Annotated in this window: 25 protein-coding genes; 10 read left to right on the top strand and 15 right to left on the bottom strand. The window is 57.2% G+C overall.

Going from position 1 to position 25,793, the window contains the following annotated elements:
• Position 1: 1 nt before the first annotated feature.
• On the bottom strand, positions 2–934 hold the full coding sequence (gene rfaD, locus OSH03_RS15315) for an ADP-glyceromanno-heptose 6-epimerase (RefSeq protein WP_061096624.1): 933 nt from the start codon (positions 932–934) through the stop codon (positions 2–4).
• A 215-nt stretch (positions 935–1,149) separates the two neighbouring features.
• Here rfaD and kbl point away from each other — a divergent pair, with 215 nt between their 5' ends.
• Positions 1,150–2,346 (top strand): glycine C-acetyltransferase, encoded by a 1,197-nt coding sequence (kbl, locus tag OSH03_RS15320; protein ID WP_048996487.1) that lies wholly within the window; start codon positions 1,150–1,152, stop codon positions 2,344–2,346.
• Positions 2,347–2,355: 9 nt separating this feature from the next.
• Positions 2,356–3,384 carry an L-threonine 3-dehydrogenase gene (gene tdh / locus OSH03_RS15325; RefSeq protein WP_042717745.1) on the top strand — a complete coding sequence of 343 codons (1,029 nt, stop codon included), beginning with the start codon at positions 2,356–2,358 and terminating at the stop codon, positions 3,382–3,384.
• A gap of 27 nt (positions 3,385–3,411) precedes the next feature.
• Here tdh and OSH03_RS15330 read toward each other — a convergent pair whose 3' ends face one another.
• The 5 genes from OSH03_RS15330 to gpmM are packed head-to-tail and all read right to left on the bottom strand — an operon-like array spanning position 3,412 to position 9,359.
• Entirely contained in the window at positions 3,412–4,326 is a 915-nt protein-coding gene (locus OSH03_RS15330; protein ID WP_253540238.1) for a hypothetical protein, read from the bottom strand.
• 15 nt (positions 4,327–4,341) lie between these two features.
• Positions 4,342–5,547: a glycosyltransferase gene (locus OSH03_RS15335; RefSeq protein ID WP_266179499.1), complete on the bottom strand. Its 1,206-nt coding sequence runs from the start codon at positions 5,545–5,547 to the stop codon at positions 4,342–4,344.
• 20 nt (positions 5,548–5,567) lie between these two features.
• Positions 5,568–6,518 carry a divergent polysaccharide deacetylase family protein gene (locus OSH03_RS15340; protein ID WP_266179500.1) on the bottom strand — a complete coding sequence of 317 codons (951 nt, stop codon included), beginning with the start codon at positions 6,516–6,518 and terminating at the stop codon, positions 5,568–5,570.
• A 3-nt stretch (positions 6,519–6,521) separates the two neighbouring features.
• Complete coding sequence (gene envC, locus OSH03_RS15345) at positions 6,522–7,781, bottom strand: murein hydrolase activator EnvC (RefSeq protein ID WP_231940812.1); 1,260 nt, start codon at positions 7,779–7,781, stop codon at positions 6,522–6,524.
• A 33-nt stretch (positions 7,782–7,814) separates the two neighbouring features.
• Positions 7,815–9,359, bottom strand: a complete 1,545-nt coding sequence (gene gpmM, locus OSH03_RS15350) for a 2,3-bisphosphoglycerate-independent phosphoglycerate mutase (protein ID WP_266179501.1) — start codon at positions 9,357–9,359, stop codon at positions 7,815–7,817.
• 247 nt (positions 9,360–9,606) lie between these two features.
• Between gpmM and OSH03_RS15355 the strand changes: the two genes are divergently transcribed.
• From OSH03_RS15355 to cysE, 5 genes are all read left to right on the top strand, one after another.
• A complete protein-coding gene (locus OSH03_RS15355) occupies positions 9,607–10,038 on the top strand; it encodes a rhodanese-like domain-containing protein (protein ID WP_014882007.1) in 432 nt (143 codons plus the stop codon).
• A gap of 11 nt (positions 10,039–10,049) precedes the next feature.
• Positions 10,050–10,301, top strand: a complete 252-nt coding sequence (grxC, locus tag OSH03_RS15360; protein ID WP_003860837.1) for a glutaredoxin 3 — start codon at positions 10,050–10,052, stop codon at positions 10,299–10,301.
• Between the two features lie 32 nt (positions 10,302–10,333).
• Positions 10,334–10,801, top strand: a complete 468-nt coding sequence (gene secB, locus OSH03_RS15365) for a protein-export chaperone SecB (protein ID WP_003860835.1) — start codon at positions 10,334–10,336, stop codon at positions 10,799–10,801.
• Positions 10,801–11,820 (top strand): NAD(P)H-dependent glycerol-3-phosphate dehydrogenase, encoded by a 1,020-nt coding sequence (gpsA, locus tag OSH03_RS15370; RefSeq protein WP_253540248.1) that lies wholly within the window; start codon positions 10,801–10,803, stop codon positions 11,818–11,820. The genes secB and gpsA overlap by 1 nt, the downstream gene beginning before the upstream one ends.
• 75 nt (positions 11,821–11,895) lie before the next feature.
• On the top strand, positions 11,896–12,717 hold the full coding sequence (gene cysE / locus OSH03_RS15375) for a serine O-acetyltransferase (protein ID WP_008502718.1): 822 nt from the start codon (positions 11,896–11,898) through the stop codon (positions 12,715–12,717).
• Here the strand turns inward: cysE and trmL are convergent.
• The 9 genes from trmL to OSH03_RS15420 all read right to left on the bottom strand — a co-directional run bounded on the left by trmL (position 12,714) and on the right by OSH03_RS15420 (position 22,864).
• A complete protein-coding gene (trmL, locus tag OSH03_RS15380) occupies positions 12,714–13,187 on the bottom strand; it encodes a tRNA (uridine(34)/cytosine(34)/5-carboxymethylaminomethyluridine(34)-2'-O)-methyltransferase TrmL (RefSeq protein ID WP_028015039.1) in 474 nt (157 codons plus the stop codon). The two genes, cysE and trmL, sit on opposite strands and share 4 nt — an antisense overlap.
• 45 nt (positions 13,188–13,232) lie before the next feature.
• Complete coding sequence (locus OSH03_RS15385) at positions 13,233–14,573, bottom strand: MFS transporter (protein ID WP_061096617.1); 1,341 nt, start codon at positions 14,571–14,573, stop codon at positions 13,233–13,235.
• 178 nt (positions 14,574–14,751) lie between these two features.
• Positions 14,752–15,939, bottom strand: a complete 1,188-nt coding sequence (gene lldD, locus OSH03_RS15390) for an FMN-dependent L-lactate dehydrogenase LldD (protein ID WP_061096616.1) — start codon at positions 15,937–15,939, stop codon at positions 14,752–14,754.
• Entirely contained in the window at positions 15,936–16,709 is a 774-nt protein-coding gene (lldR, locus tag OSH03_RS15395) for a transcriptional regulator LldR (RefSeq protein ID WP_266179502.1), read from the bottom strand. Before lldR ends, lldD begins: the two co-directional genes overlap by 4 nt.
• The gene (gene lldP, locus OSH03_RS15400) at positions 16,706–18,361 is read right to left on the bottom strand and encodes an L-lactate permease (protein ID WP_266179503.1); all 1,656 of its coding nucleotides are present in this window, start codon (positions 18,359–18,361) and stop codon (positions 16,706–16,708) included. The genes lldR and lldP overlap by 4 nt, the downstream gene beginning before the upstream one ends.
• Positions 18,362–18,697: 336 nt before the next feature.
• Positions 18,698–19,060, bottom strand: a complete 363-nt coding sequence (locus OSH03_RS15405) for a YibL family ribosome-associated protein (RefSeq protein WP_151412675.1) — start codon at positions 19,058–19,060, stop codon at positions 18,698–18,700.
• A gap of 58 nt (positions 19,061–19,118) precedes the next feature.
• Positions 19,119–19,709, bottom strand: a complete 591-nt coding sequence (gene mtlR / locus OSH03_RS15410; protein WP_028015045.1) for a mannitol operon repressor MtlR — start codon at positions 19,707–19,709, stop codon at positions 19,119–19,121.
• Positions 19,706–20,854: a mannitol-1-phosphate 5-dehydrogenase gene (gene mtlD / locus OSH03_RS15415; RefSeq protein WP_266179504.1), complete on the bottom strand. Its 1,149-nt coding sequence runs from the start codon at positions 20,852–20,854 to the stop codon at positions 19,706–19,708. Before mtlD ends, mtlR begins: the two co-directional genes overlap by 4 nt.
• A 102-nt stretch (positions 20,855–20,956) precedes the next feature.
• Positions 20,957–22,864: a PTS mannitol transporter subunit IICBA gene (locus tag OSH03_RS15420; RefSeq protein WP_266179505.1), complete on the bottom strand. Its 1,908-nt coding sequence runs from the start codon at positions 22,862–22,864 to the stop codon at positions 20,957–20,959.
• A gap of 636 nt (positions 22,865–23,500) precedes the next feature.
• On the opposite strand from OSH03_RS15420, the gene OSH03_RS15425 reads away from it, so the two are divergent.
• The 3 genes from OSH03_RS15425 to OSH03_RS15435 all read left to right on the top strand — a co-directional run bounded on the left by OSH03_RS15425 (position 23,501) and on the right by OSH03_RS15435 (position 25,695).
• Entirely contained in the window at positions 23,501–23,857 is a 357-nt protein-coding gene (locus tag OSH03_RS15425; protein ID WP_266179506.1) for a DUF3302 domain-containing protein, read from the top strand.
• Between the two features lie 2 nt (positions 23,858–23,859).
• On the top strand, positions 23,860–24,996 hold the full coding sequence (locus tag OSH03_RS15430; RefSeq protein WP_061096611.1) for an HlyD family secretion protein: 1,137 nt from the start codon (positions 23,860–23,862) through the stop codon (positions 24,994–24,996).
• Positions 24,997–25,086: 90 nt separating this feature from the next.
• Positions 25,087–25,695 (top strand): glutathione S-transferase, encoded by a 609-nt coding sequence (locus OSH03_RS15435; RefSeq protein ID WP_266179507.1) that lies wholly within the window; start codon positions 25,087–25,089, stop codon positions 25,693–25,695.
• The last annotated feature ends 98 nt before the right edge of the window (positions 25,696–25,793 follow it).

The following is a 25,793-nucleotide window of genomic DNA, read 5'->3' on the forward strand; positions in this document are numbered from 1 at the left end:
CTTATGCGTCGCGGTTCAGCCAGGCCATATATTCCGTTACGCCTTCGGCAACGGTTTTAAACGGCTTGTCATAGCCTGCGGCGCGCAGGTTGGTCAGGTCAGCCTGGGTGAACGCCTGGTAGCGGCCTTTCAGCTTATCCGGGAACGGAATGTACTCAATGCTGCCTTTCTTGTGGTACGCCAGCGTTGCGTCAGCCACCGCCTGGAAGGATTCCGCGCGGCCTGTGCCGAGGTTGAAGATGCCGGACACGCCGTTTTCCAGGAACCACAGATTGACGGCTGCCACGTCGCCCACGTAGACGAAATCACGCTTAAAGCCGTCGCTGCCTTCGAACAGTTTCGGGCTCTCGCCGTTATTCAACTGGGTATTCAGGTGGAATGCCACGCTCGCCATGCTGCCTTTGTGGCCTTCGCGCGGCCCGTAGACGTTAAAGTAGCGGAAGCCGACAACCTGCGAGTTCGCTTCTGGCAGAACCTGACGCACGTACTCGTCGAACAGGAACTTGGAGTAGCCGTAGACGTTCAGCGGCTGCTCGTACTCGCGGGATTCGATGAAGTCCGAGGTGCGACCGCCGTAGGTTGCCGCGGAGGAGGCATACAGGAACGGAATTTCACGCTCCAGGCAGTAGTGCAGGAGCTCTTTGGAGTACTGATAGTTGTTGTCCATCATGTACTTGCCGTCCCACTCGGTGGTGGAGGAGCACGCACCTTCGTGGAAGATGGCTTCGATCTCGCCGAACTCTTCACCTGCCATAATCTGGATAAGGAAGTCTTCTTTATCCATGTAGTCAGCGATGTTCAGATCCACCAGGTTAACGAACTTGGTGCCGTCTTTCAGGTTGTCCACCACCAGGATGTCGGTGATGCCTTTGTCATTGAGGGCCTTGATAATGTTGCTGCCGATAAAGCCCGCGCCGCCGGTAACGATGATCATAACTGTAACCTTTGAAGTGTGGAGCCCGGGGACAATCCCGGACGCTAATATTCATATCATATCATTAGTATGGCGACCCTTCAGCCATTCACCGATATGCAGCAGGGTTACACGTGATTTATGCTGCAAAAACGAGAAGAGATACTGCGTCATCTCGTCATGAACTATAGGTTTGGGTAATATGTGCCGAAATTTGCCGAGTCTGGAGAATTGCAATGCGTGGTGATTTTTACAAACAGTTAAACAGCGACCTCGACACCGCACGTGCGGAAGGGTTGTTCAAGGAAGAGCGTATTATCACGTCTGCTCAGCAGGCGGACATCACCGTTGCCGACGGCAGCCATGTGATCAACTTTTGTGCGAACAACTACTTAGGTCTTGCGAATCACCCTGAGTTGATTGCCGCTGCAAAAAACGGCATGGACACCCACGGTTTCGGCATGGCCTCCGTACGTTTCATCTGCGGTACGCAGGACAGCCACAAGCAGCTTGAGCAAAAGCTGGCGAGCTTCCTTGGGATGGAAGACGCGATCCTGTACTCCTCCTGCTTCGACGCCAACGGCGGTCTGTTTGAGACCCTGCTCGGCGCAGAAGATGCGATTATCTCCGACGCCCTGAACCACGCCTCCATCATCGACGGCGTACGCCTGTGTAAAGCGAAGCGCTTCCGCTACGCCAACAACGACATGGTTGAGCTGGAAGCGCGCCTGAAAGAGGCCCGCGAAGCGGGTGCTCGCCACGTGCTGATCGCCACCGACGGCGTGTTCTCCATGGACGGCGTGATCGCCAACCTGAAGGGCGTGTGCGACCTGGCGGATAAATACGACGCGCTGGTGATGGTCGATGACTCTCACGCGGTCGGCTTTGTCGGCGAAAACGGTCGCGGTTCCCACGAATACTGCGACGTAATGGGCCGCGTGGACATCATCACCGGTACGCTGGGCAAAGCGCTCGGCGGCGCGTCCGGCGGCTATACCGCCGCGCGTAAAGAGGTGGTTGAGTGGCTGCGCCAGCGCTCTCGCCCGTATCTGTTCTCCAACTCCCTGGCGCCGGCGATTGTGGCCGCCTCCATCAAGGTGCTGGAGATGGTGGAGTCCGGGGCCGAACTGCGCGACCGCCTGTGGTCCAACGCCCGTCTGTTCCGTGAAAAAATGAGCGCCGCAGGCTTCACCCTGGCCGGTGCTGACCACGCGATCATTCCGGTGATGCTGGGCGATGCGGTCGTCGCGCAGCAATTTGCCCGCGAGCTGCAGAAAGAAGGGATCTACGTCACCGGGTTCTTCTTCCCGGTGGTGCCAAAAGGTCAGGCGCGTATCCGCACCCAGATGTCTGCGGCGCACTCGCCTGAACAAATTGAACGTGCGGTGGAAGCCTTTACCCGCATCGGTAAACAGCTGGGCGTAATTGCCTGAGGACGTGTGATGAAAGCGTTATCCAAACTGAAAGCGGAAGAAGGGATTTGGATGACCGACGTGCCGGAGCCGGAAGTCGGTCATAACGATCTGCTGATCAAAATTCGTAAAACGGCTATCTGCGGTACTGACGTTCACATCTACAACTGGGACCAGTGGTCGCAGAAAACTATTCCGGTACCGATGGTTGTCGGTCACGAATATGTCGGCGAAGTGGTCGGTATCGGCCAGGAAGTAAAAGGCTTCAAAATTGGCGATCGCGTCTCCGGTGAAGGCCATATTACCTGCGGCCACTGCCGTAACTGCCGCGGTGGACGCACGCACCTGTGCCGCAACACCGTCGGCGTGGGCGTAAACCGTCCGGGCTGCTTCGCGGAATACCTGGTGATCCCGGCGTTTAACGCGTTCAAAATCCCGGACAATATCTCTGACGATCTGGCCTCCATCTTCGACCCGTTCGGCAACGCGGTACACACCGCGCTCTCCTTCGACCTGGTGGGTGAAGACGTGCTGGTCTCCGGCGCGGGCCCAATCGGCATTATGGCGGCTGCCGTGGCGAAGCACGTGGGGGCGCGCAACGTCGTGATCACCGACGTGAACGAATACCGCCTGTCGCTGGCGCGTAAAATGGGCGTCACCCGCGCGGTGGATGTCTCCAAAGAGAGCCTGACCGACGTGATGGAAGAGCTGGGCATGACCGAAGGTTTTGACGTGGGTCTGGAGATGTCCGGCGCGCCACCGGCGTTCCGCACCATGCTCGACACCATGAATCACGGTGGCCGTATCGCGATGCTGGGTATTCCGCCGTCAGATATGTCCATCGACTGGAACAAAGTCATCTTCAAAGGGCTGTTCATCAAGGGCATCTATGGCCGCGAGATGTTCGAAACCTGGTACAAGATGGCGGCGCTGATCCAGTCCGGGCTGGATCTGTCCCCGATTATTACTCACCGTTTCTCCATCGACGAGTTCCAGCAGGGCTTTGACGCGATGCGTTCCGGCCAGTCAGGGAAAGTGATCCTGAGCTGGGATAAGTAATAAAAAAGGGGCCAGCGGCCCCTTTTTTTACTGATTCTTTTTCTCTTCGTCCGTCAGATAACGCACCTTGCGGGTGTAATCCTGACCTTTGAACAGCAGCTTATTATCCGGCGATTCAAGATACTTCTGCCATTCGGAAAGCGGGAAACCACCGTGCGCGCCAATCACCTCTTTCGGCACAACGGCTTCCTGACCGCCGATCTTCTTGGAGACCGGCCAGTTCATCCAGTCGCCAAGGTTAACCGTTTTTAAATCCAGCATGTCCAGCAGCGCAGCGAGCGGCAGCTGATCGGTCGGCGGCTGCGTGTCGTCCATCAGTTCCCAGGTATCCTGGAACAGCGTCAGCCACAGCGGGCAGATACGGCGCCAGGTCTTTTTGGTGGCGGCAAGAAACGCGCCGTTAACGTGATCGACCAGATACGGACGCACCGTCTCTTTGTAATACGCCGGCACTTTCTCCGCTGGTGCGCCGTCCAGTTTGGCAATCATTTTGCCCTGACGGAAGCTGGAGTAGATGTGCATATCGGCCATGTTAATCTCTGGCATCTTCAGCAGGTTGAGATCGGAGTCGATCATCAATACCCCTTCGCCGCGCGCCTGCAGCGGAGCGTTCAGCTTCACCAGACGGCTGAGATAGATCTGCTTATAGCGATAACTTTCCTCGCGTACCGGAAGGGTAAGCGTAACGACGCGGGTTTTTGGCGGCAGTTCGCCGAAAGCGGATTCAGGCTGATCGCTGACGATAACAATTTCGCTGACGCCGGTGGCGTAACGTTCTGCAAAGGTCGCTGACAACAGCGCTTCTTCTACGAAATCCGCGCCCGTACACGGAATCACGATGGAATCCACCGCAACGAGATCGCGCGTGACCGGAAGGGAAGCGTACGGAATGTTATGTCGCCCGGTGATGTGGCGGTAGCGAGCATTCAGGAATTTAAACATGTTCTTCTCGTTTGGTTATTGCGCGCCAAGAACGGCCTCGACACCGTTAACATAGCTTTCAATGGCATACACGTTGCAGACATTCTGATACGCGGCCGCGGCGAGCCGGGCGCGCAGATCGGGATCCTGCCAGATATTATCCAGATGTTGAGCAAGTTTCGATACATCGCTCCACGGGAAAAGCAGCCCGGTCGACTCGTGATCGATCAATTCTGCCGTGCCGGTCACCTTTGAACCAATGACGGGAATGTTCAGCAGCATCGCTTCCAGCACGACGCGGGGAAGGCCTTCGCTCTGCGAGGCCAGAATAAACGCGTCAAAGGTGGCGAGATAGTCAAAAGGCGTGTTCTGGAAACCGGTAAAAATCACGTGTTCAGCAATACCCAGCGCGTCAGCCTGTGCCGCCAGCGCGCCGCGTTCAGCCCCTTCACCGACCAGCACCATCTTCCATTTTGCCTGCGGATGCTTCTGGCTGAACTGGGCCAGCGCCTCCAGCGTGTGGTGGTTGGCCTTGCGAGGGATAAGCGACCCAATGCTGCCGAACACAAAGGTGTCGTCATCAATGTTCAGACGCTGGCGCATGGCGCGTCGGTCGGGCAAAGGCTGGTGGATGTCGATAGCGTTGTTGACCGTTGTACACAGCTCGGGCCGGACGCCATGCTGAAGTAACACGCGCTCAACGCCGTGCGAGACGGCGATGATTTTTGTGGCATGGGCATTCACCAGCTTCACCAGCGGCGGCGTCAGCACCGGCTCAATGCGGCAGTGCTGGATGATCCGCGCATGCAGCTTCGCGCCCGCCAGATAACCCTCTTCGTTAGAGCCTGGCTGGTTGTTCATGTACAGCGTATCAAAACCGCCTTCCCGAAAAATCGTCTCGATCTTGCTGACGTTGGGGCGAATGCGCCAGAGGGTATCAATATGGCGCGTAAACGCCTTCCGGGCGCTGCGGGAGAAAAACAACAGGCTGCGGCCCAGCTCTTTTGCGATTTTCGCCCATGCGGGCTGCTTATCCTGGGGAATCACAATTAAGGGAATGCCAATGCCGTTCAGCACCTGGCCGATGGTTTGCCCTTCGGCCCGGCTGTAGTCGCTGTAAAAACAGCAGGTAATATCGAACTTCTCGCGGTTAATGCGCTTCAGAAGTTCGAGCATGCTGTTGGTGCCTCCTCCCCACTCTTTACCGGTATCGAGGAGCAGAATTTTGTGTCGTTGCGGCATTGTTCTACCTTAATCGCCCGTCACTGGGACTGGTTCGCTGAGACTTTTTTACCCCATCCCTGCCACTGGTGCTGGAAGTATTGCACCAGCGTACTCTGGCTCACGCTTTCGCTGATGACCGCGAAGAAGCGGGTTGCATGCACCGGTTCAGGCGGTTTTTTCAGCGTGCAGTTCTTCACGCCGCGGAACGGATTGCGCGGCTGCGTGGTGGGAGGTTGTGCGCTACCCGGACGAGACGTATCTACCTGCGGTTCATTAAGCAGATCGCTCGGGCGTACCAGCGTGATATCGGCGGGTAAGGTCGGCAGCATTTGCTGTAAAACGCGAACGGTAGACGGATGCGGGTGCCCGATGGCAATCGCCGAACCATTGCGGCGCGCCAGCGCTACCGCGCGGTTAAACTGCACGCGGATATCCGCTTCGTTCTGGGAGTCGTCCAGGAAGACTTTACGCTTGATGACCTTCACACCCGTACCCTGAGCGGCACGCATCGCCTGACTGTTGCCGATGGTCATACTGTCGAGGAAATAGAGATTGTAACGCTCCAGCGCCTGCATCACTTTCAGCATACCGTACAGGCTGGAGGTCATCGCGCTGCCCATATGGTTGTTCAGACCCACGGCATACGGCACTTTGTTGTAGGCGTCGCGGATGATGCGCTCGATCTCATCGCTGCTCATATCCGGGCGCAGGGTATCTTTTTCCAGCGGCTGCTTGCTGAGCGGTGCCATCGGCAGATGGATGAGCACCTGATGACCGCTATTGTGGGCTTTGGTTGCCATCTCATGCGCGTGTGGCGCATTCGGCAGGACGGCGACGGAGATGGCTGACGGCATCGCCAGCACCTGATTTTCATAGTGTGGACGATAACCGAAGTCATCAATCACAATCGCGAGTTTGCCTGCATATACCGGTGCAGCCAGCGCCAGCGCGCTGACGACGGAGAGAACCATTCGACGAAACTGAAGCAAAACTTATCTTCCCAACCACGGCTGTGGATTGACCGCCTGACCCTGACGACGAATTTCGAAATAGAGTGACGGGCGGCCCTGACCGCCACTGCTGCCCACAAGGGCGATGGGTTGGCCGGCGCGCACCTGGGTGCCGACGCTGACCAGCGCGCTCTGGTTGTAGCCGTAAAGACTCATGTCGCCTTTACCGTGTTCGACCACTACCACAAGCCCGTAACCCTGCAGCCAGTCGGCCAGAATCACGCGGCCATCGGCGATGGCTTTCACTTCGCTACCTTCAGACGCACCGATAACGATCCCTTTCCAACGTAGCTCACCCTGCAGCTGTTCGCCATAGCGATGCAGAATAGTGCCGCGAACGGGCCAGTAGGCCTGACCGCGAGGGGAACCCAGACCGCCGGTACGCGACATCAGGGAACGTTCGCTTTCGCTTGGCTTGTAGGTGGTCCCTTTGCGGGAGGCTTCCTGCTGCTTGTCGCGAACCGCCTGCGCCTCGCGGGCCTCTTTTTCAGCGCGCGCCTTCGCTGCGGCTTCCGCACGGGCAATGCTGTTGCGCAGTTTGGATTCGTTGGCGCGCATTTCGCTCAGCTGGCTCTGTCCTGCCTGAATGGAGGACTCAAGACCGGACAGCGTTTTCTTGCGCTCGTTACGGGCCTGCTCAAGCTTTGCCTGCTGCGCTTTTTGTTCGTAGAGCAACGTCTGCTGCTGGCTCTGCTTCTCTTCCAGCTCCGCTTTTTGGGTGGAGACCTCTTCACGCGTCTGCTTCAGCTGCGCGATCGTCTCCTGACGCGCCTGGTTCAGATAGCCGAAGTAGGCCTGCAGGCGCTGGCCGCGCTGGCTCTCTTCACCACTGAGGATCAGCTGGAGTCCGGTATGTTCACCCTGGCGGAATGCGGCATCGAGCTGAGCCGCGAGGTTGCGCTCCTGCGCATCACGCTGGCGCTCCAGTTTGGCAATCGACGCGTTCATCTCGTCGATCTGTTTGTTCAACTGGGTGAGGGTGTTTTGCGTTTCACGGAGCTTACGTGCGGCAGCGGAGATGGCCTCTTCCTGCTGCTTAAGCTGGGCGAGCAGGGTGGCGCGCTGCTGTTGCTGCTGGCGTACCGCACGCTCTTTGGCGGCGATATCGGCCTGAATGGATTTCAGCTGGTCGCGGTCATCCGCGTGGGCGGATGCGGCGCACAGCAATACGCCAGCGCTGAGTGCGCTGGCGCAAAGCAGAGGTCTGACTGATAACCTAAGCGGCTTCACGACCCATGTGATTGAAAAAATCGCCTTTCCCCTCATGGGGAGCGATTATTCCACGATGAACAGCGGCTTACCAGTCATCTCTTCAGGGATCGGCATACCCATCAGCGACAACATGGTTGGCGCGATGTCGGAAAGCTTGCCGCCTTCCACTGCTTTCAGTGATTTATCACCCACATAAATCAGCGGAACCGGCAGGTTGGTATGGGCGGTGTGCGCCTGACCGGTTGCCGGGTCGCGCATCTGCTCGGCGTTACCGTGGTCAGCGGTGATCAGCAGCTGGCCGCCAACGGACTCAACCGCTTTCGCAACCTGCTCAACGCAGTGGTCCAGCGCTTCAACCGCCTTCACTGCCGCTTCCATCACACCGGTATGGCCGACCATGTCGCCGTTCGGATAGTTACAGATGATGGTGTCGTACTTGCCGCTTCGGATGGCCGCGACCAGTTTTTCAGTTAATTCTGCAGAGCTCATTTCTGGCTGCAGATCGTAAGTCGCCACTTTCGGCGAGTTGATCAGAATGCGCTCTTCGCCTTTGAACGGCTCTTCAACGCCGCCGTTAAAGAAGAAGGTCACGTGCGCATACTTCTCAGTTTCGGAGATACGCAGCTGGGTTTTGTCGTTCTTCGCCATCCACTCGCCGAAGGTATTGGCCAGCGAGGCAGGTGGGTAAGCGCAAGGCGCGTTGATGTCTGCCGCGTATTCGGTCAGCTGGATGAAGTCGATGTTCACCACTTTTTTACGGGCGAAACCGTCGAAATCGCTATTCACGAACGCACGGGTGATTTCGCGCGCGCGGTCAGCGCGGAAGTTCATGAAGATCAGCGCGTCGCCATCTTCCATGGCGGCATCGTCCTGGCCTTCAGCGCGGATCACGCTCGCTTTCACGAATTCATCGTTTTCATCACGTGCGTAAGCGGCTTCCAGCGCTTCAACGGCAGTCGCGAACTGGAATTCCCCTTTTGCCTGGGTCATCAGATCATAGGCCTGTTCAACGCGATCCCAGCGGTTGTCGCGGTCCATAGCGTAGTAACGGCCAATGATGGAGGCTACGCGGCCTTTGCCCAGCGCGGCGAATTTGTCTTCGAAGGCTTGCAAAGAGCCTTCTGCGCTGCGTGGCGGCGTATCGCGACCGTCCAGGAAGGCGTGCAGGTAAATTTTTTCCGCACCGCGTTCAGCGGCCAGTTCAACCATCGCCATGATGTGATCTTCGTGGCTGTGCACGCCGCCCGCGGAGAGCAGACCCATGATGTGCACCGCTTTACCTGCCGCAACGGCTTTATCTACCGCACCGCAGAGAACCGGGTTCGCGAAGAAGGTACGTTCTTTGATTTCGACGTCCAGACGGGTCAGATCCTGATACACGATACGGCCTGCGCCTAGGTTAACGTGGCCGACTTCGGAGTTGCCCATCTGGCGATCCGGCAGGCCCACTTCCAGACCGGATGCGTCAATCAGGGTATGCGGACGTTTTGCCCACAGTGCATCCATGACCGGGGTTTTTGCGTTGAAAATAGCGTTATCCTGGCTGTCTTCACGGTAGCCATAGCCATCCAGAATCACCAGTACCATAGGTTTTTTAGAAACCGACATTGCAACAACCTCATGCTCAAGAGTCAAAATTTGCGTAATTTTACTACAGCTGAATCGATCAAATAGCCGCAGAAGATCAAAGAAAGCGCGGGGGCAAGATGCTGACCGGACCATTTTGAAGCATTTTTTTAGGTGGCATGCCGCAGAAAATGGATTAGGTTATGGTCGCTGGCTGTATTTGCCAGAACGCACAGGTATACTCCTGTCCTGGTTTTTTTTATCACTTAGTCGGGAGTAGTTACCCTCCATGCAAGAAATTATGCAATTCGTTAGCCGCCATCCGGTACTGAGCATCGCGTGGATTGGCCTGCTGGCTGCTGTGCTGTTCACCACATTTAAGAGCCTGACGTCTAAGATTAAGGTTATCACCCGTGGTGAAGCGACGCGTCTGATTAACAAAGAAGATGCCGTCGTTGTCGATCTGCGTCAGCGTGACGATTTCCGTAAAGGTCACATTGCCGGCGCAATCAACCTGTTGCCAGCTGAAATCAAAGCCAACAACGTTGGTGAGCTTGAGAAACACAAAGCCCAGCCCATTATCGTTGTGGATGCGACCGGTATGCAGGCGCAGGAATCTGCCAGCGCGCTTTATAAAGCGGGCTTCGAAAACGTAACGGTACTGAAAGAAGGGATTTCCGGCTGGAGCGGGGAAAATCTTCCTTTGGTTCGCGGTAAATAAGGAGTTCAGTCATGGCCAATATTGAGATCTACACCAAAGCGACGTGCCCGTTCTGCCACCGTGCGAAAGCGCTGCTGAGCAGCAAAGGCGTCACGTTCAAGGAACTGCCGATCGACGGTGACGCGATTAAACGCGAAGAGATGATCCAACGTAGTGGTCGTACGACGGTTCCGCAGATTTTTATTGATGCGCAGCACATTGGCGGCTGTGATGACTTGTATGCGCTCGACGCTCGTGGTGGACTCGATCCGCTGCTGAGCTAAGAGACTTTAGGACAATTAAAAAGGGTATTTCCATGTCAGAACAAAACAACACCGAAATGACTTTCCAGATCCAGCGTATCTACACCAAGGATGTCTCTTTCGAAGCGCCAAATGCGCCGCACGTTTTCCAGAAAGACTGGCAGCCAGAGGTTAAACTTGATCTGGATACCGCATCCACCCAGCTGGCGGATGACGTGTATGAAGTCGTACTGCGTGTGACCGTGACCGCCTCTCTGGGCGAAGAAACTGCATTCCTGTGCGAAGTACAGCAGGGCGGTATCTTCTCCATCGGCGGCATCGAAGGCAACCAGATGGCGCATTGCCTGGGTGCATACTGCCCGAACATCCTGTTCCCGTATGCCCGTGAATGCATCACCAGCCTGGTTTCTCGCGGTACATTCCCGCAACTGAACCTTGCGCCAGTGAACTTTGATGCGCTGTTCATGAACTATCTGCAGCAGCAGGCTGGCGAAGGTGCCGAACAACATCAGGATGCCTGATGAGCACTGTTAATGCGTCAATGACTGTGATCGGTGCCGGCTCATACGGCACCGCTCTTGCCATCACGCTGGCAAGAAATGGTCACGACGTGGTCCTGTGGGGCCACGATCCAAAACATATCGCCACGCTGCAGCATGACCGTTGCAATGTGGCGTTTCTCCCGGACGTTCCGTTCCCTGACACCCTGCACCTGGAAAGCGATCTTGCGACCGCGCTGGCGGCCAGCCGTAACATTTTGATTGTGGTGCCGAGCCATGTCTTTGGCGACGTGCTGAATCAGATCAAGCCGCTGATGCGCCCGGATGCGCGTATCGTCTGGGCGACCAAAGGGCTGGAAGCGGAAACCGGACGCCTGCTGCAGGACGTTGCCCGCGAAGCGCTGGGGGATGAGATCCCGCTGGCGGTCATCTCCGGCCCGACCTTTGCCAAAGAGCTGGCTGCGGGCCTGCCGACGGCGATCTCGCTGGCATCCACTGACCAGGCCTTCTCCGACGATCTCCAGCAGCTGCTGCACTGCGGCAAGAGCTTCCGCGTCTACAGCAACCCCGATTTTATCGGCGTCCAGCTGGGCGGCGCGGTGAAGAACGTGATTGCCATCGGTGCCGGGATGTCTGACGGTATTGGCTTTGGCGCCAACGCGCGTACGGCGTTGATTACCCGCGGCTTAACCGAGATGTCCCGTCTGGGCGAAGCGCTGGGTGCCGATCCGGCCACCTTTATGGGGATGGCGGGTCTGGGCGACCTGGTGCTGACCTGTACCGACAACCAGTCTCGTAACCGCCGCTTTGGCATGATGCTCGGACAGGGCAGCGATGTAAAAAGCGCGCAGGAGAAGATTGGACAGGTGGTGGAAGGCTACCGCAATACCAAAGAAGTTCGCGAGTTGGCGCACCGGTTTGGTGTCGAAATGCCAATAACCGAGGAAATTTATCAGGTATTGTATTGCGGAAAAAATGCGCGCGAGGCAGCATTGACCTTATTAGGTCGTGCGCGCAAGGACGAGCGCAGCAGTAACTAGTCGGAACCGTTGTCACCTGAATGACCCAGCCAGCGCAGAACTGGCTGGTCATTATACTATCGTCTGGAGTTAGCAATGCCGTGTGAAGAACTGGATATCGTCTGGAATAATATTAAAGCCGAAGCCCGGGCGCTGGCCGACTGTGAGCCGATGCTGGCCAGTTTTTACCACGCGACGTTACTCAAGCACGAAAATCTCGGCAGCGCGCTGAGCTACATGCTCGCCAACAAGCTCGCTTCCTCCATTATGCCTGCTATCGCCATTCGTGAAGTGGTGGAAGAGGCTTACGCCGCAGACCCGGAAATGATCGCCTCTGCCGCCTGTGATATCCAGGCCGTGCGCACGCGTGACCCGGCGGTGGATAAATACTCTACGCCGCTGCTGTACCTGAAAGGCTTCCACGCCCTGCAGGCGTACCGCATCGGCCACTGGTTATGGAATGAAGGCCGCCGCGCGCTGGCGATTTTCCTGCAAAACCAGGTCTCCGTGACGTTCCAGGTCGATATTCACCCGGCGGCGAAGATTGGCCGCGGGATCATGCTCGACCACGCCACCGGCATCGTGGTGGGTGAAACGGCGGTGATTGAAGATGACGTCTCGATCCTGCAGTCGGTTACCCTGGGCGGTACCGGTAAAACCAGCGGCGATCGCCACCCGAAAATTCGCGAAGGGGTGATGATTGGCGCGGGGGCTAAAATTCTCGGCAATATCGAAGTCGGGCGCGGCGCGAAGATTGGCGCGGGGTCGGTTGTGCTCCAGCCCGTGCCGCCGCACACCACCGCCGCTGGCGTACCGGCGCGCATCGTTGGTAAGCCAGACAGCGATAAGCCGTCGATGGATATGGACCAGCACTTCAACGGCATTCACCATACCTTCGAGTATGGTGACGGCATTTAACTTCTGAGAATGGCGCCGGGATAACCCAGCTGGCGCCAGGCTTCGTACACCACCACCGACACCGCGTTCGACAGGTTCATGCTGCGGCTGTCCGGCATCATCGGAATGCGGATTTTTTGCTCAGCGGGCAGGGCATCCAGGATCGTGGCCGGCAGGCCGCGGGTTTCCGGGCCAAACATCAGATAGTCACCCTCCTGATAGCTCACGGCGCTGTGCGCTGGCGTGCCTTTGGTGGTCAGGGCGAACATGCGCTGCGGCTTCTCTGCTTCCAGAAACGCGGCGTAATCGTGATGGCGAACCACGGCGGTAAATTCATGGTAATCCAGTCCCGCGCGGCGCAGGCGTTTGTCGTCCCACGTAAAGCCCATCGGCTCGATGATGTGCAGGCGAAAACCGGTGTTGGCGCACAGGCGGATGATATTGCCGGTGTTCGGCGGAATTTCTGGTTCGAATAAAACGATGTTAAGCATGCTGCCCCCTTAATTGCGGGGGCAGAATAGCAGAAAAGAGAGGAACTACGCGACGCCGGGTTCCTGCGAGCGGCTATACAGCATTTTGTAGACGGTTGCCGCCGCGGCTACCAGGGCGGGTACGCTGAGGATCATTAAAATACTGTCTGCCTGCCACTGCATAGAAAGAAGCTGGGCGCTGGTCATAGTGCCCGCCACCCCGCCAAAGCGGCCGATCCCCTGCATCCAGGCGATGCCCGTCGCGCGGCACTCGGTAGGGTAAAAGGTGGCCGCCAGGGTCTGCATGCCCGACTGCGCGCCGTTCATCGCGATCCCCATCAGGAAAATCAGCCCGCCAAACAGGGCGATATGGTTATGCTCAAGGCCGAGTAACAGGATCAGTCCCATCGTCAGGACAAATCCCCCTGCGACCACCTTGTGCGCTTCCCAGCGGTCCATCATCCAGCCCGCGAGCAGAATGCCTGCGGTGCCGCCGAAGGTGAACAGCGAGGTGAGCCAGGCGGATTCCGCCAGGGCATACCCCATCCCCTGCATCAGCGTCGGCATCCAGCTAAGCAGGACGTAGTAAATCACCAGCCCCATAAAATAGGTCACCCACAGCATCAGGGTGCCGGGCAGCCAGGGCATGGAAAACAGCTGCCCCACGCTCCCTTTTTTAGACGCGACTTTCTCTTCCGCCAGGAAAAAGCCCGTAACGCTCTCCAGCGTGCTGCGGCTGAACCGGCTGGCGATGCGGCGGACCTGCATGACGTCCTTCCCGCGCTGCACCAGAAACTTCACCGATTCCGGCAGCAGCAGCGCCAGCAGCACGGTTAAAATCAGCGGGGCAATCGCGCCGGTCAGCAGCACGCTTCGCCAGCCGTGGTGGGGAATAAGCCAGGAAGAGATCGCGCCGCCGCCCGCCGCGCCCAGAGGGAAGCCGCAGTACATGGTATTAATCGCCATGGCGCGGCAGCGCTGGGGGGCGAACTCCGAAATCAGCGTGATGGCGTTAGGCATCGCGGCGCCGAGCCCGAGACCCGTCAGAAAGCGCCACAGCGTCAGGGTATTCAGGCTTTGCGCCCAGGCTGTTCCCAGGCTCGCCAGGCCGAAGAACAGGCACGAAAAGACCAGCACTCGCTTGCGCCCCATCCGGTCCGATACCGGGCCTGCAATCAGGGCGCCCAGCGACAGCCCCAGCAGCGCCGCGCTCAGCACCGGGCCCAGATCCTGTTTGTGTATCCCCCATTCTGCCGACAGCGTAGGCGCGATGTAGCCCATTGCTGCGGTATCAAAACCATCGATCGCCAGAACCAGAAAGCCCAGCACGATAAGAAGCCAGTGAAACCCTGAAAAGGGACTCTCGTCGATTACCTGCTGAATATCCACCTTACCTGAATAGGCCATACGCTCCTCTCTGATGTGATGTTGTTTTTGTGCTCTTGTATTTGCTTGTCTATACAATTGCTAACCGGAGGGGTGTGTCAAATTTTCTTATCCAGAATGTTACGCAGGTGTTATTTTCGACAAAAAAAGCGCCCGAGGGGGAAGTCGGGCGCAGGAGAAAAATAGTAACAGATGAAAGTCAGGCCGCGTTTCCCTGCGAAAGGGGGGCCAGCGCCGCAGGCAGCTTGCTCAGCTCCTGCACCAGCGAATCCTTGCTGATTTCACCGATCGTTTTCGCGCCGGTCAGGGTCATCGCCACCTTCATCTCTTTCTCAATCAGGCTCAGCAGGTTTGCCACGCCGGCCTGGCCGCTGGTGGCCAGCGCGTAAAGGTACGCGCGGCCCAGCAGCACGCTGTCGGCGCCCAGGGCAATCATGCGCACCACGTCCAGCCCGTTGCGGATGCCGCTGTCGGCCAGAATCGCAATATCCCCTTTCACCGCATCGGCGATGGCCGGCAGCGCGCGGGCAGAAGAGAGCACGCCGTCAAGCTGGCGTCCGCCGTGGTTAGAGACCACAATCCCGTCCGCGCCAAAACGCACCGCGTCGCGGGCATCTTCCGGATCGAGGATCCCTTTGATCACCATCGGGCCGTCCCAGAATTCGCGGATCCACTCCAGGTCTTTCCAGGAGATTGACGGATCGAAGTTGTTCGCCAGCCAGCCGATGTAATCTTCCAGCCCGGTGGGTTTACCGAGGTACGCCGAGATATTCCCCAGATCGTGCGGACGACCGTTCAGGCCGACGTCCCACGCCCACTGCGGATGCGTAACTGCCTGCCAGTAGCGGCGCAGGGCGGCATTCGGGCCGCTCATGCCGGAGTGCGCGTCGCGGTAGCGCGCGCCGGGCGTTGGCATATCGACGGTAAAGACCAGCGTGGAGCAGCCCGCCGCTTTGGCGCGCTCAAGGGCGTTACGCATAAAGCCGCGATCGCGCAGGACGTAAAGCTGGAACCACATCGGGCGCTTGATGGTCGGGGCGACCTCTTCAATCGGGCAGACTGAGACGGTAGAAAGCGTAAACGGAATGCCTTTGGCATCCGCAGCGGCGGCGGCCTGCACTTCGCCACGGCGGGCATACATGCCGCATAAGCCAACAGGCGCGAGCGCGACGGGCATGGAAAGCGTTTCGTTAAACAGCTTCGTCTCAAGGCTCAGGTCAGACATATTCTTCAGCACGCGCTGGCGCAGGGCCACTTCAGACAGATCCTCCACGTTGCGGCGCAGGGTGTATTCGGCATACGCCCCACCGTCGATGTAGTGGAACAGGAACGGCGGCAAAATGCGCTGCGCCGCGGCGCGGTAGTCACTGGCTGCTGAAATAATCATGCTTTGTTCTCCCTGGAAATATCACTGTCGCCAGGCAGACGGGTAATACGCGCCTGTCGGGCCTGGTCTTCATCAAATCGTTTAATGGTGGTGTGCACGAAGCCGAGATGCGCCATCATCGCCTTGCGCGCGGCTTCGGCATCGCCGGCCAGAATGGCGTTGAGCACCGCCTCGTGCTGTTCGGTCAGCTGGGCAAAGACCGGCGGGACCAGATACATGCGCTGGCGGCTCTGCTTCACGGAGGATTGCAGCAGGTCGAAGAACCCGCGCATGGTCTGGAGCAGCACCACGTTGTGCGAGGCCTCGGCGATTGCCAGATGGAAACGCACGTCCGCCTGGGAGGCGATGTCCGGGTCGCTGCTTTGCGTGGCCTCAAAACAGGCTTTGAGCTTCTCTTTGTCGGCTTCGGTTGCCCGCATCGCCGCGTGCCACGCGGTACTGGTTTCGATGGCGTGACGCGCTTCAAGAATGTCGAAGCTGTAGTCCGGGTCGTTTTCCATCAGCGTCTTCAGCGGCTGGACGATGTTTTGCTCGGACCAGTCGTCATGCTGCCAGCGCACAAAGGTGCCGCCGCCGCGACGGCTCACCAGCATGCCTTCGCTGACCAGCGTCGCGAGCGCCTCGCGCAGTGAGTTACGCGATACGCCAAGCTGGGCGGCAAGCTGGCGCTCGGCGGGCAATTTCATGCCCGCTTCCAGCTGTTGTTCTTCAATCAGCGCCCGCACGCGAGAGGCAATCTCGTCGGACAGGCGTCTGGGCATCACTATCATGGGATCATCCAGGTTAAGACATAGGCCTGCAGGGTGGTGATCGCGCCCACCATGCAGGTGAATATCAGGCTGTGTTTAACGGTAAAGCGGAACAGGTCCGACTCTTTGCCCACCAGTCCCACCGCCGCACAGGCAATGGCGATGGACTGCGGGGAGATCATTTTGCCGGTCACGCCGCCGGTGGTGTTCGCGGCCACCAGCAGCACGTCCGACACGCCAATCTGCTGCGCCGCCGTTGCCTGCAGGGCGGCAAACAGGGCGTTAGACGAGGTATCTGACCCTGTCAGGAACACCCCCAGCCAGCCGAGGAACGGCGAGAAGAAGGTGAACGCGTGTCCGGTGTGGGCCAGCGCTAACGCCAGCGTCGACGACAGGCCGGAGTAGTTGGAGATAAACGCGAACGCCAGCACCATGCCGATGGAGTAGATCGGCAGCATCAGCTCTTTAATCGTCGCCGCAAAAGTCTGTACCGCTGCGGCAGGCTTCATGCGCAGCCACGCCACGGAAAGGAGTGCCGCAAACAGAATCGCCGTGCCGGTGGCGGAGAACCAGTCAAACTTAAACACTGCCGCATACGGGGTGGCGTCGTGCACTACCGGCGGCATACGGGCAACCATCTTGTCGAGGAACGGCACGGAGATGTTAATCACCATGTCGTACAGCGCGCCGCCCGGAGCGAACAGGGCTTTAAACGGCGGAATGCTCCACAGCGTCACGGTGGCGGTCAGGAACAGGAATGGCGACCAGGCGCGGACGATCTGCCCTGCGGTATAGCCCGTGCGGGCGAGAGTCTGATCCACGTGCGACGCGCCCATGTCGGCAAAGCGGAAGATGCGCACCGGCTGCCAGCGTTTCAGGAACAGCGTCAGACAGACCAGCGACACCAGCGAAGAGATAATGTCCGGCAGTTCCGGGCCGAGGAAGTTCGAGCTGAGGTACTGGGCAATGGCGAACGACCCGCCTGCCACCATCACCGCAGGCCAGGTCTCCTTCACGCCGCGCCAGCCGTCCATAATCGCCATGATCCAGAACAGGACGATAATGGTCAGGAACGGCAGCTGGCGGCCTACCATCTGGCCGATCTCAAAGCTGTCCAGCCCGGTCACCTGTCCGGCCACCAGAATCGGGATCCCCATCGCGCCAAAGGCTACCGGCGCGGTGTTCACAATCAGGCACAGGCCCGCGGCATAAAGCGGGTTAAAGCCCAGCCCGACCAGCAGCGCGGCGGTGATCGCCACCGGCGCGCCAAATCCGGCAGCCCCTTCCAGGAACGCCCCGAAGGAGAAGCCGACTATCAGCATCTGTAAACGCTGGTCCGGGGTGATGGAGAGAATCGACGAACGAATGATGTCGAACTGCCCGGTCTTTACCGAGATTTTATAGACAAAGACCGCGGCGATGATGATCCACGCAATCGGCCACAGGCCGTAGAAGAAGCCGTAGACAACGGAGGCCAGCGCGCGGTCGACCGGCATTTTATAGAAGAACAACGCCACCAGCAGGGCGATGGCAACGGTATACGTCGCGGCGAGGTAGCCCTTCAGCTTGAGCTTAATCAGCGCAAAGAAGAAGAACAGGATCGGAAGCGATGCGATCAGGCTCGACAGCCAGATATTTCCGGCCGGGTCGTAGTTTTGTTGCCAGAGGCTCATGCAGGTCTCCTGGGGACCAGACAGCCTGTGCTGCGGGTGAGTCTCCGCTCAACTCTGCGTCACAAACTGTGTAAAAGTGGTCCTGCCAATATTGTGTTGTAGGGTTAATGACAATGAATGGTTAACCAGATGTTATGAGGTGGCAATGGTTTTGTGAGCGGAAATAATGAAATTGTGAACCGGGGAAGGAAGAAAATGGGGATTGGTTGGGCCAATTTTAAGCTGGTGGGGCCTGAATCCCTCACCCCAGCCCTCTCCCAGAGGGAGAGGGAGAAAACCGCACCGTACAGTCCCCTCGCCCCTTTGGGGAGAGGGTTAGGGTGAGGGGAAGAACGGTTAAAAAGCCGTCTTACAAAAACCCGTCATCTCTTTCAGGCCCATTTCGCGGCCAAGCTCGGTCATCGGGTGAACCACCACCAGGCCACGGACGCTTTTCTTCAGCTTGCCCATGTCGGCCTGCTCTTTTTTGGTAATCGCGCGGCGGTGCGGCATGCCCATCAGCTTCTGCGCTTCTTTGCTCAGCTTCTGGCCTTTCACTTCGCGCAGGCGCTCGATTTCAGCTTCCAGCTTCGCGGACTCTTTTTCCAGCTCGGCGTACTTCTCGGCGGAATCGACCAGTGACAGGCCAGCCATCTGGTGACGGATCAGATCCAGGCGGTCGCTCAGGCGCTTAATTTCGTTCTTTTCGACTTCTTTCATGACAAATGACTCTGAAAACGGGGAATTTACAGGGAAGGATACACCAATGTGAACGGGCTTACTTCTGAAACGCTTTTTTTAAGCTGATTTTAGAAATCAGCTCAGTCAGGGAAAGGACCATAGTGGAACGGACAACCTGTTGATAGCGCAGCTTTTGCATCGCGTACAGTTCAGGGTCGCTATTATCAAAATGGGGAGCAGGGGGCAGGGCGGTTACGCAGTGCAGTTCGCCGAAAGGCCCCAGAATCTCATCATCGGTAAAGGTGTACTCATTACCGTCATGATTGAGCTCTTCGCGCAGCGCCATTAACAGCTCCGCATCTTCATACTCTTGCCGGTTCAGCACGCCAAGACCATAAATCAGCTTCAGGCGCACCGACAGATCGCCCAGCGGTCCGTCTCCGTCCAGTAACGGTTCTACAGCGTACTTTACCGCGTAGTCGTCTTTGCGAAACACCTGAAGCACCAGAATGTTCACCGCCTCGGTCAGTAATTCGACGGCGGCAATCAGGAAGCTTCGTACGGTTTTGCCAGCATTCAGACGCTCAAGCACACGATTTTCAAAGGCCTGGGTTTGTTCCATTATTGCCTGCATATCTGACAATCTGTTATTCGGGCGCAGGCTAACCTGCGCCGGATTCTGCATCATTTGGTTGCGTTGTATGCGTTAACCGCCTCCGCAACCACGTCGCTGCTGGCGTCCAGACCGGAAATCTGCGCCAGCGCAGCCTGCGCGCCTTTGTCATCAATCAGCTGAGCCAGCTCAATCGCCTGCGGGTCCTGCTCGCTGCGGTAGTGCATCGCGGCGGCAATTCCTTTCACCAGGTTGGCGTGCGGCAGGCCGTATTCCAGCGTGCCGAGCAGCGGCTTAATCAGGCGGTCGCCCGCGCTGAGCTTACGCAGCGGCTGACGGCCCACGCGCTCAACGTCATCTTTCAGATACGGGTTTTCAAAACGACCGAGGATTTTCTGGATGTATGCTGCGTGTTTATCAGCATCAAAACCGTAGCGTTTGATCAGCACCGCGCCGCTCTCTTCCATCGCCCCTTTTACCACCGCGCGGATCTGCTCATCGAGGATCGCGTCACGAATGGTCTGATGACCGGCCAATTTTCCGAGGTACGCGGTTATAGCATGCCCGGTGTTCAGCGTGAAGAGTTTGCGTTCGACAAATGCCATCAGGTTATCGGTTAATTCCATTCCCGGAATGGTTGGCAGCACGCCCTTAAACTGGGTTTTATCGACGATCCACTCGCTGAAGGTTTCCACAGTCACTTCCAGCGGGTCGTTGGTGGCGGATTCGGACGGCGGAACGATGCGGTCCACGGCGGAATCAACAAAACCGACGTGCGCTTCAACCCAGGCTTTATCTTCGTCAGCCACGGCCGCCATAACGTGACCTTTCAGCTGCGTGGTGCCGCGCACCATGTTTTCGCAGGCGATGATGTTCAGCGGGGTATCGATACCCTGTGCCTTACGTTTAGCCAGGCCTTTCGCGACCGCAGGAGCAATACGCTCAAGCACCACCGGACCCACGGCGGTGGTCACCAGATCAACGCTGGCGATCAGGTCAATCACGTCGTCGCCGATGCTGCTGACCGCGTTGACGCCAGAGACGGTTTCAACCTGCTCGTTTTCACCCACCACATGAACCTGATAGCTATGACGGGCATTCAGGGCATCCAGAACCACCTGATTCACATCGGCGAATGTCAGGGTAATGCCCGCGTCTGCCAGCAGTTTACCGATAAAACCACGACCGATATTACCTGCGCCAAAATGTAATGCTTTCATAGTGTTAACCTTCATCAATGTTTTTACCCGAGAGGGCTGGGGTGAGGAACGTTTTCCCCTCACCCTAGCCCTCTCCCCAAAGGGGAGAGGGAAGAGGCGCTGCTATTTGTTGAACAGGGCCAGAACTTCTTCCACGCTGGTGGTGTTGGCCAGGCGCTCGATGACGGACTCGTCGTCCAGCGCGTTGGTCAGGCTGGTAATCACCTGAATGTGCTCGTTATTGCGAGCGGCGATACCAATCACCAGACGGGCGATGTCGTCCTCTTCTTCACCGAAGCGCACGCCATCAGGATACTGACAGAACACCACGCCGGTTTTCAGCACGCGGTCTTTCGCTTCAACCGTACCGTGCGGAACCGCGATGGATTCGCCCAGGTAGGTTGGCGTCAGTTTTTCACGTTCCAGCATCGCGTCAACGTATTCTGGCTGAACGTAGCCGCCTTTCACCAGCTGCTCACCCGCGAAGCGAATCGCCTCTTCTTTGGTGCTCGCGGTACGGCCGAGGAAGATGTTCTCCGCGCCCAGCTTAAACAGGTGAGCATTGCTCTCGTCAAAGCTGTCCTGCAGGCTGGTACGCACTTTCACTTCGTTGTCTTCGTGACGCTGCGCGGCAACCAGACGTTCGGTCAGGCTGGTGTACAGGCCGCTGTCCAGGAAGTTGGTCAGCGAGATGTGCTGTGCCTGCGGTACCTGACGCATAGCGCGCTCGGTCAGATCGCGGTGCGTGATCACCAGGTCAACGTCCGGTGGCAGATTATTAATCGCGCTGTTTGTCACGGAGATATTAGTCAGACCCGCATCCTGCACTTTCTTACGCAGCACGCCTGCACCCATTGCGCTGGAGCCCATACCGGCGTCGCAGGCAACGATGATTTTACGCACGTGGCTCAGGTCGTTAGAGACATCGCCAGCCGCCAGCGGGGTCGCGCCTTTGGATTCGGCTTTCATGTCGTGCATACGACGGGTTGCCGCTTCGATATCGTCGTCTTCTTTCACCTTGCTGGTTTTCAGCAGGATAGAAGAGACCACGAAGGAGACCGCCATCGCCGCACAGATCGCCGCGATATTCGCGAAGTACGCGCCTTTCGGCGTCATCGCCAGCACCGCCAGGATAGAGCCCGGAGAAGCAGGGGAGACCAGACCGCCGCCCAGCACGCTCAGGGTGAACACGCCGGTCATACCGCCGAGGATAACGGCCAGGATCAGACGTGGGTTCATCAGCACGTACGGGAAGTAAATTTCGTGGATACCGCCCAGGAAGTGGATGATAGCCGCGCCGCCAGCAGACTGCTTCGCGCTGCCGCGGCCAAAGAACATGTACGCCAGCAGAACGCCCATACCCGGACCCGGGTTCGCTTCAATCAGGAAGAAGATGGACTTGCCGAGATCGTGAGACTGCTGAATACCCAGCGGCGAGAAGATACCGTGGTTAATGGCGTTGTTCAGGAACAGGATTTTCGCCGGTTCAACGAAGATAGACGCCAGCGGCAGCATGTCGTGCGCCACCATGAAGTTAACGCCCGCCGCCAGCAGTTTGGAGAGCACTTCAACAGCCGGACCAATGCCGAGGAACGCCAGAATCGCGAGGATCATCCCGATGATGCCCGCAGAGAAGTTGTTCACCAGCATTTCGAAGCCGGATTTGATCTTACCATCAACCCAGACGTCGAATTTCTTAATCGCCCAGCCGCCCAGAGGACCGGCAATCATCGCACCGAGGAACATCGGCATATCCGCACCAACGATAACACCCATGGTTGTGATGGCACCCACGACGCCACCACGGTCACCGCCCACCAGACGACCACCGGTATAACCGATGAGCAGCGGCAGGAGATAGGTAATCATTGGGCCAACAAGTTTCGCCAGCGTTTCGTTAGGCAACCACCCTGTCGGAATGAACAATGCGGTGATAATACCCCACGCGATAAACGCGCCGATATTTGGCATCACCATGTTGCTGAGGAAACGACCAAAGCTTTGAACTTTGATCTTGAAATCGGATGACATAAAACACCCCTTCTTATGTTTACGCTTAGGCTTGCGGCCCGAGGTTTATCGTTAATGTGCGGCGGCAGAGGTAGCCGGACCCTGTTCTGATGCTGTGAAATCTGGCACTGAATCGTTCAACTGTCCAGACAGTGGAATTTTGTGTGATGTATGTCACGTAAATGTAGGGGGTGTGGCGCTGAATGAGGTGATCTGAATCACAAAATTGGTGGGTGAAAAAAATACGATGGCGAGAAATAGAGCAAAAACCACCTCTTTATGTGATTGATGTCACATTTTGTATTTGCGAGTTTGTTTCTGGATTGTGACTGGTTTCACAAAATATTTTTATGCAGATTTCTCCGACTGCGATCGGCGTCAGGATGGCCTGGAGTGACACGTAAAGCTAAAAAAATACTCTTCATATGTTGTATGGCGAAAAGTTAAAACCTGAATTACGCTCATAATGTAAGGTTGAGTATATTATTATTCAGGATATATTTTGACACGCTTATAAACTTGCATGGAGATATTATAAAAACCGATACTCCCCGGCTCTGAAATAATCAGTGTGCCTTTTAAATTTAAAAATAAATTAATTAGGCTGCGTGCTGTTTTATTAATGTAATGAGTTGACGTTGTTTAAGTGAGGAGAATATGTTTCTCAACTATTTCGCGCTGGGCGTGTTGATTTTTGTATTTCTGGTTCTTTTTTACGGAATCATCGCCATCCATGACATCCCCTATAATATGGCCAAAAAGCGCAATCATCCCCATGCCGATGCTATTCATACGGCAGGCTGGATCAGCCTGTTTACGCTCCATGCCATCTGGCCGTTCCTGTGGATTTGGGCCACGCTGTACCGGGAAGATCGCGGCTGGGGAATGCAGAACCACATCACTAAGTCTGATGAGGTTCCGGGCATGGATGCGCTGGCCAAACGCGTGGCCGAGTTAGAACACAAGCTGGCAGCGGTTCAGCCCTCTGATGATAAAAACACGCTGGAGCGCTAATCATGGATCTGTTGATTATTCTGACCTATGTGGCATTTGCCTGGGCAATCTTTAAAATATTCCGTATTCCGGTAAACCAGTGGACGCTTGCTACCGCGACGTTAGGCGGGGTGTTTATTGTTGCCGGACTCATTCTGCTAATGAACTATAACCATCCGTATACCTTTACGGCGCAAAAAGCGGTAATTTCCATTCCGATTACGCCGCAGGTCACGGGGGTGGTTACGGAAGTGACCGATAAAAATAACCAGCTCATTAAAAAAGGCGAAGTGTTATTTAAGCTGGATCCGGGCCGCTATCAGGCGCGCGTCGACAGACTGAAGGCAGACCTGGTGACCGCGACGCACAATATCGACAATCTGAAAGCGCAGCTTTCGGAAGCGGTTGCCAATACGACACGCGTCTCCGCTGAACGCGATCGCCTGTATAAAGATTATCAGCGCTACCTGAAGGGCAGCCAGGCGAAGGTGAATCCGTTCTCTGAAAGCGATATAGATAACGCGCGGCAGAACTATCTGGCGCAGGATGCCATGGTGAAAGGCTCCGTTGCTGAACAGAAGCAGATTCAAAGCCAGCTGGACAGCATGGTAAACGGCGAGCAGTCGCAAATTGCCTCGTTACGCGCCCAGCTTGCTGAAGCGAAATACAATCTCGATCAGACCGTGGTGCGTGCGCCGAGCAACGGTTATATCACCCAGGTGCTGATCCGTCCGGGAACCTATGCCGCCGCGCTGCCGCTGCGCCCGGTGATGGTTTTCATTCCTGAACAGAAGCGTCAGATTGTGGCCCAGTTCCGTCAGAACTCGCTGCTGCGTCTGAAGCCGGGCGATGAAGCGGAAGTGGTGTTTAACGCGCTGCCGGGCCAGGTGTTCACCGGTAAGCTCACCAGCGTTCTGCCGGTGGTGCCGGGCGGGTCGTATCAGGCGCAGGGCGCATTGCAGGCGCTGACCGTTGCGCCGGGTACGGATGGCGTACAGGCGCTGATTGAGCTGGAGCCTAACGCCGACGTCGATGCTTTGCCGGACGGTATTTATGCCCAGGTGGCGGTCTATTCGGATCATTTCGCCCACGTCTCGGTGATGCGTAAAGTGCTGCTGCGTATGACCAGCTGGATGCACTACCTCTATCTCGATCACTAATCCTTCCGGGGCAGGAATGCGACACGCATATCTGCCCTTTTTTCATCGCTTGATCCATACTGACTTTTTCCCGGCATCAAGGATCAGGCAATGAAACTCATCGGTAGCTACACCAGTCCCTTCGTGCGAAAAATCTCGATTCTCCTGCTGGAGAAAGGGATTGAATTTGAATTCGTCAATGAACAGCCCTACAACGCCGAAAACGGCGTCGCGCAGTATAACCCGCTGGGGAAAGTCCCGGCGCTGGTAACGGACGAGGGCGAATACTGGTTCGATTCCCCCATTATTGCGGAGTATATCGAGCTGCTGGGCGTTGCCCCGGCAATGCTGCCGTCTGACCCTAAAGCGGCGCTGGCGGTGAAGCAAATTGAAGCCCTGGCCGACGGCATTATGGATGCGGCACTCACCTCCGTACGCGAGCAGGCAAGGCCCGCCGCCCAGCAGTCAGACAGCGAGCTGCTGCGCCAGCGGGAAAAAATCAGCCGCAGTCTGGATATGTGCGAAAAGCTTATCCGGGAGGGCAAGATCCACACCGACAGCCTGAACCTGGCAACCATCGCTATCGCCTGCGCCATCGGCTATCTCAACTTCCGCCGGGTGTCCCCTGGCTGGTGCGTTGACCGTCCGCTGCTGGTGAAACTCGCAGAAACGCTCTTTAGCCGCGAGAGCTTTGCCCGTACAGAACCGCCAAAGGCTTGACGCGGGTTATAACACTTCGGCGTCGGAGGCGGTACAATCCCTCCACATGTTAACTCCCTCTCCCGTCGGGAGGGGGGAAGATATTTACTCGCCAGGCG

It is taken from the genome of Enterobacter nematophilus, assembly GCF_026344075.1.
Classification (GTDB): Bacteria; Pseudomonadota; Gammaproteobacteria; order Enterobacterales; family Enterobacteriaceae; genus Enterobacter; species Enterobacter nematophilus.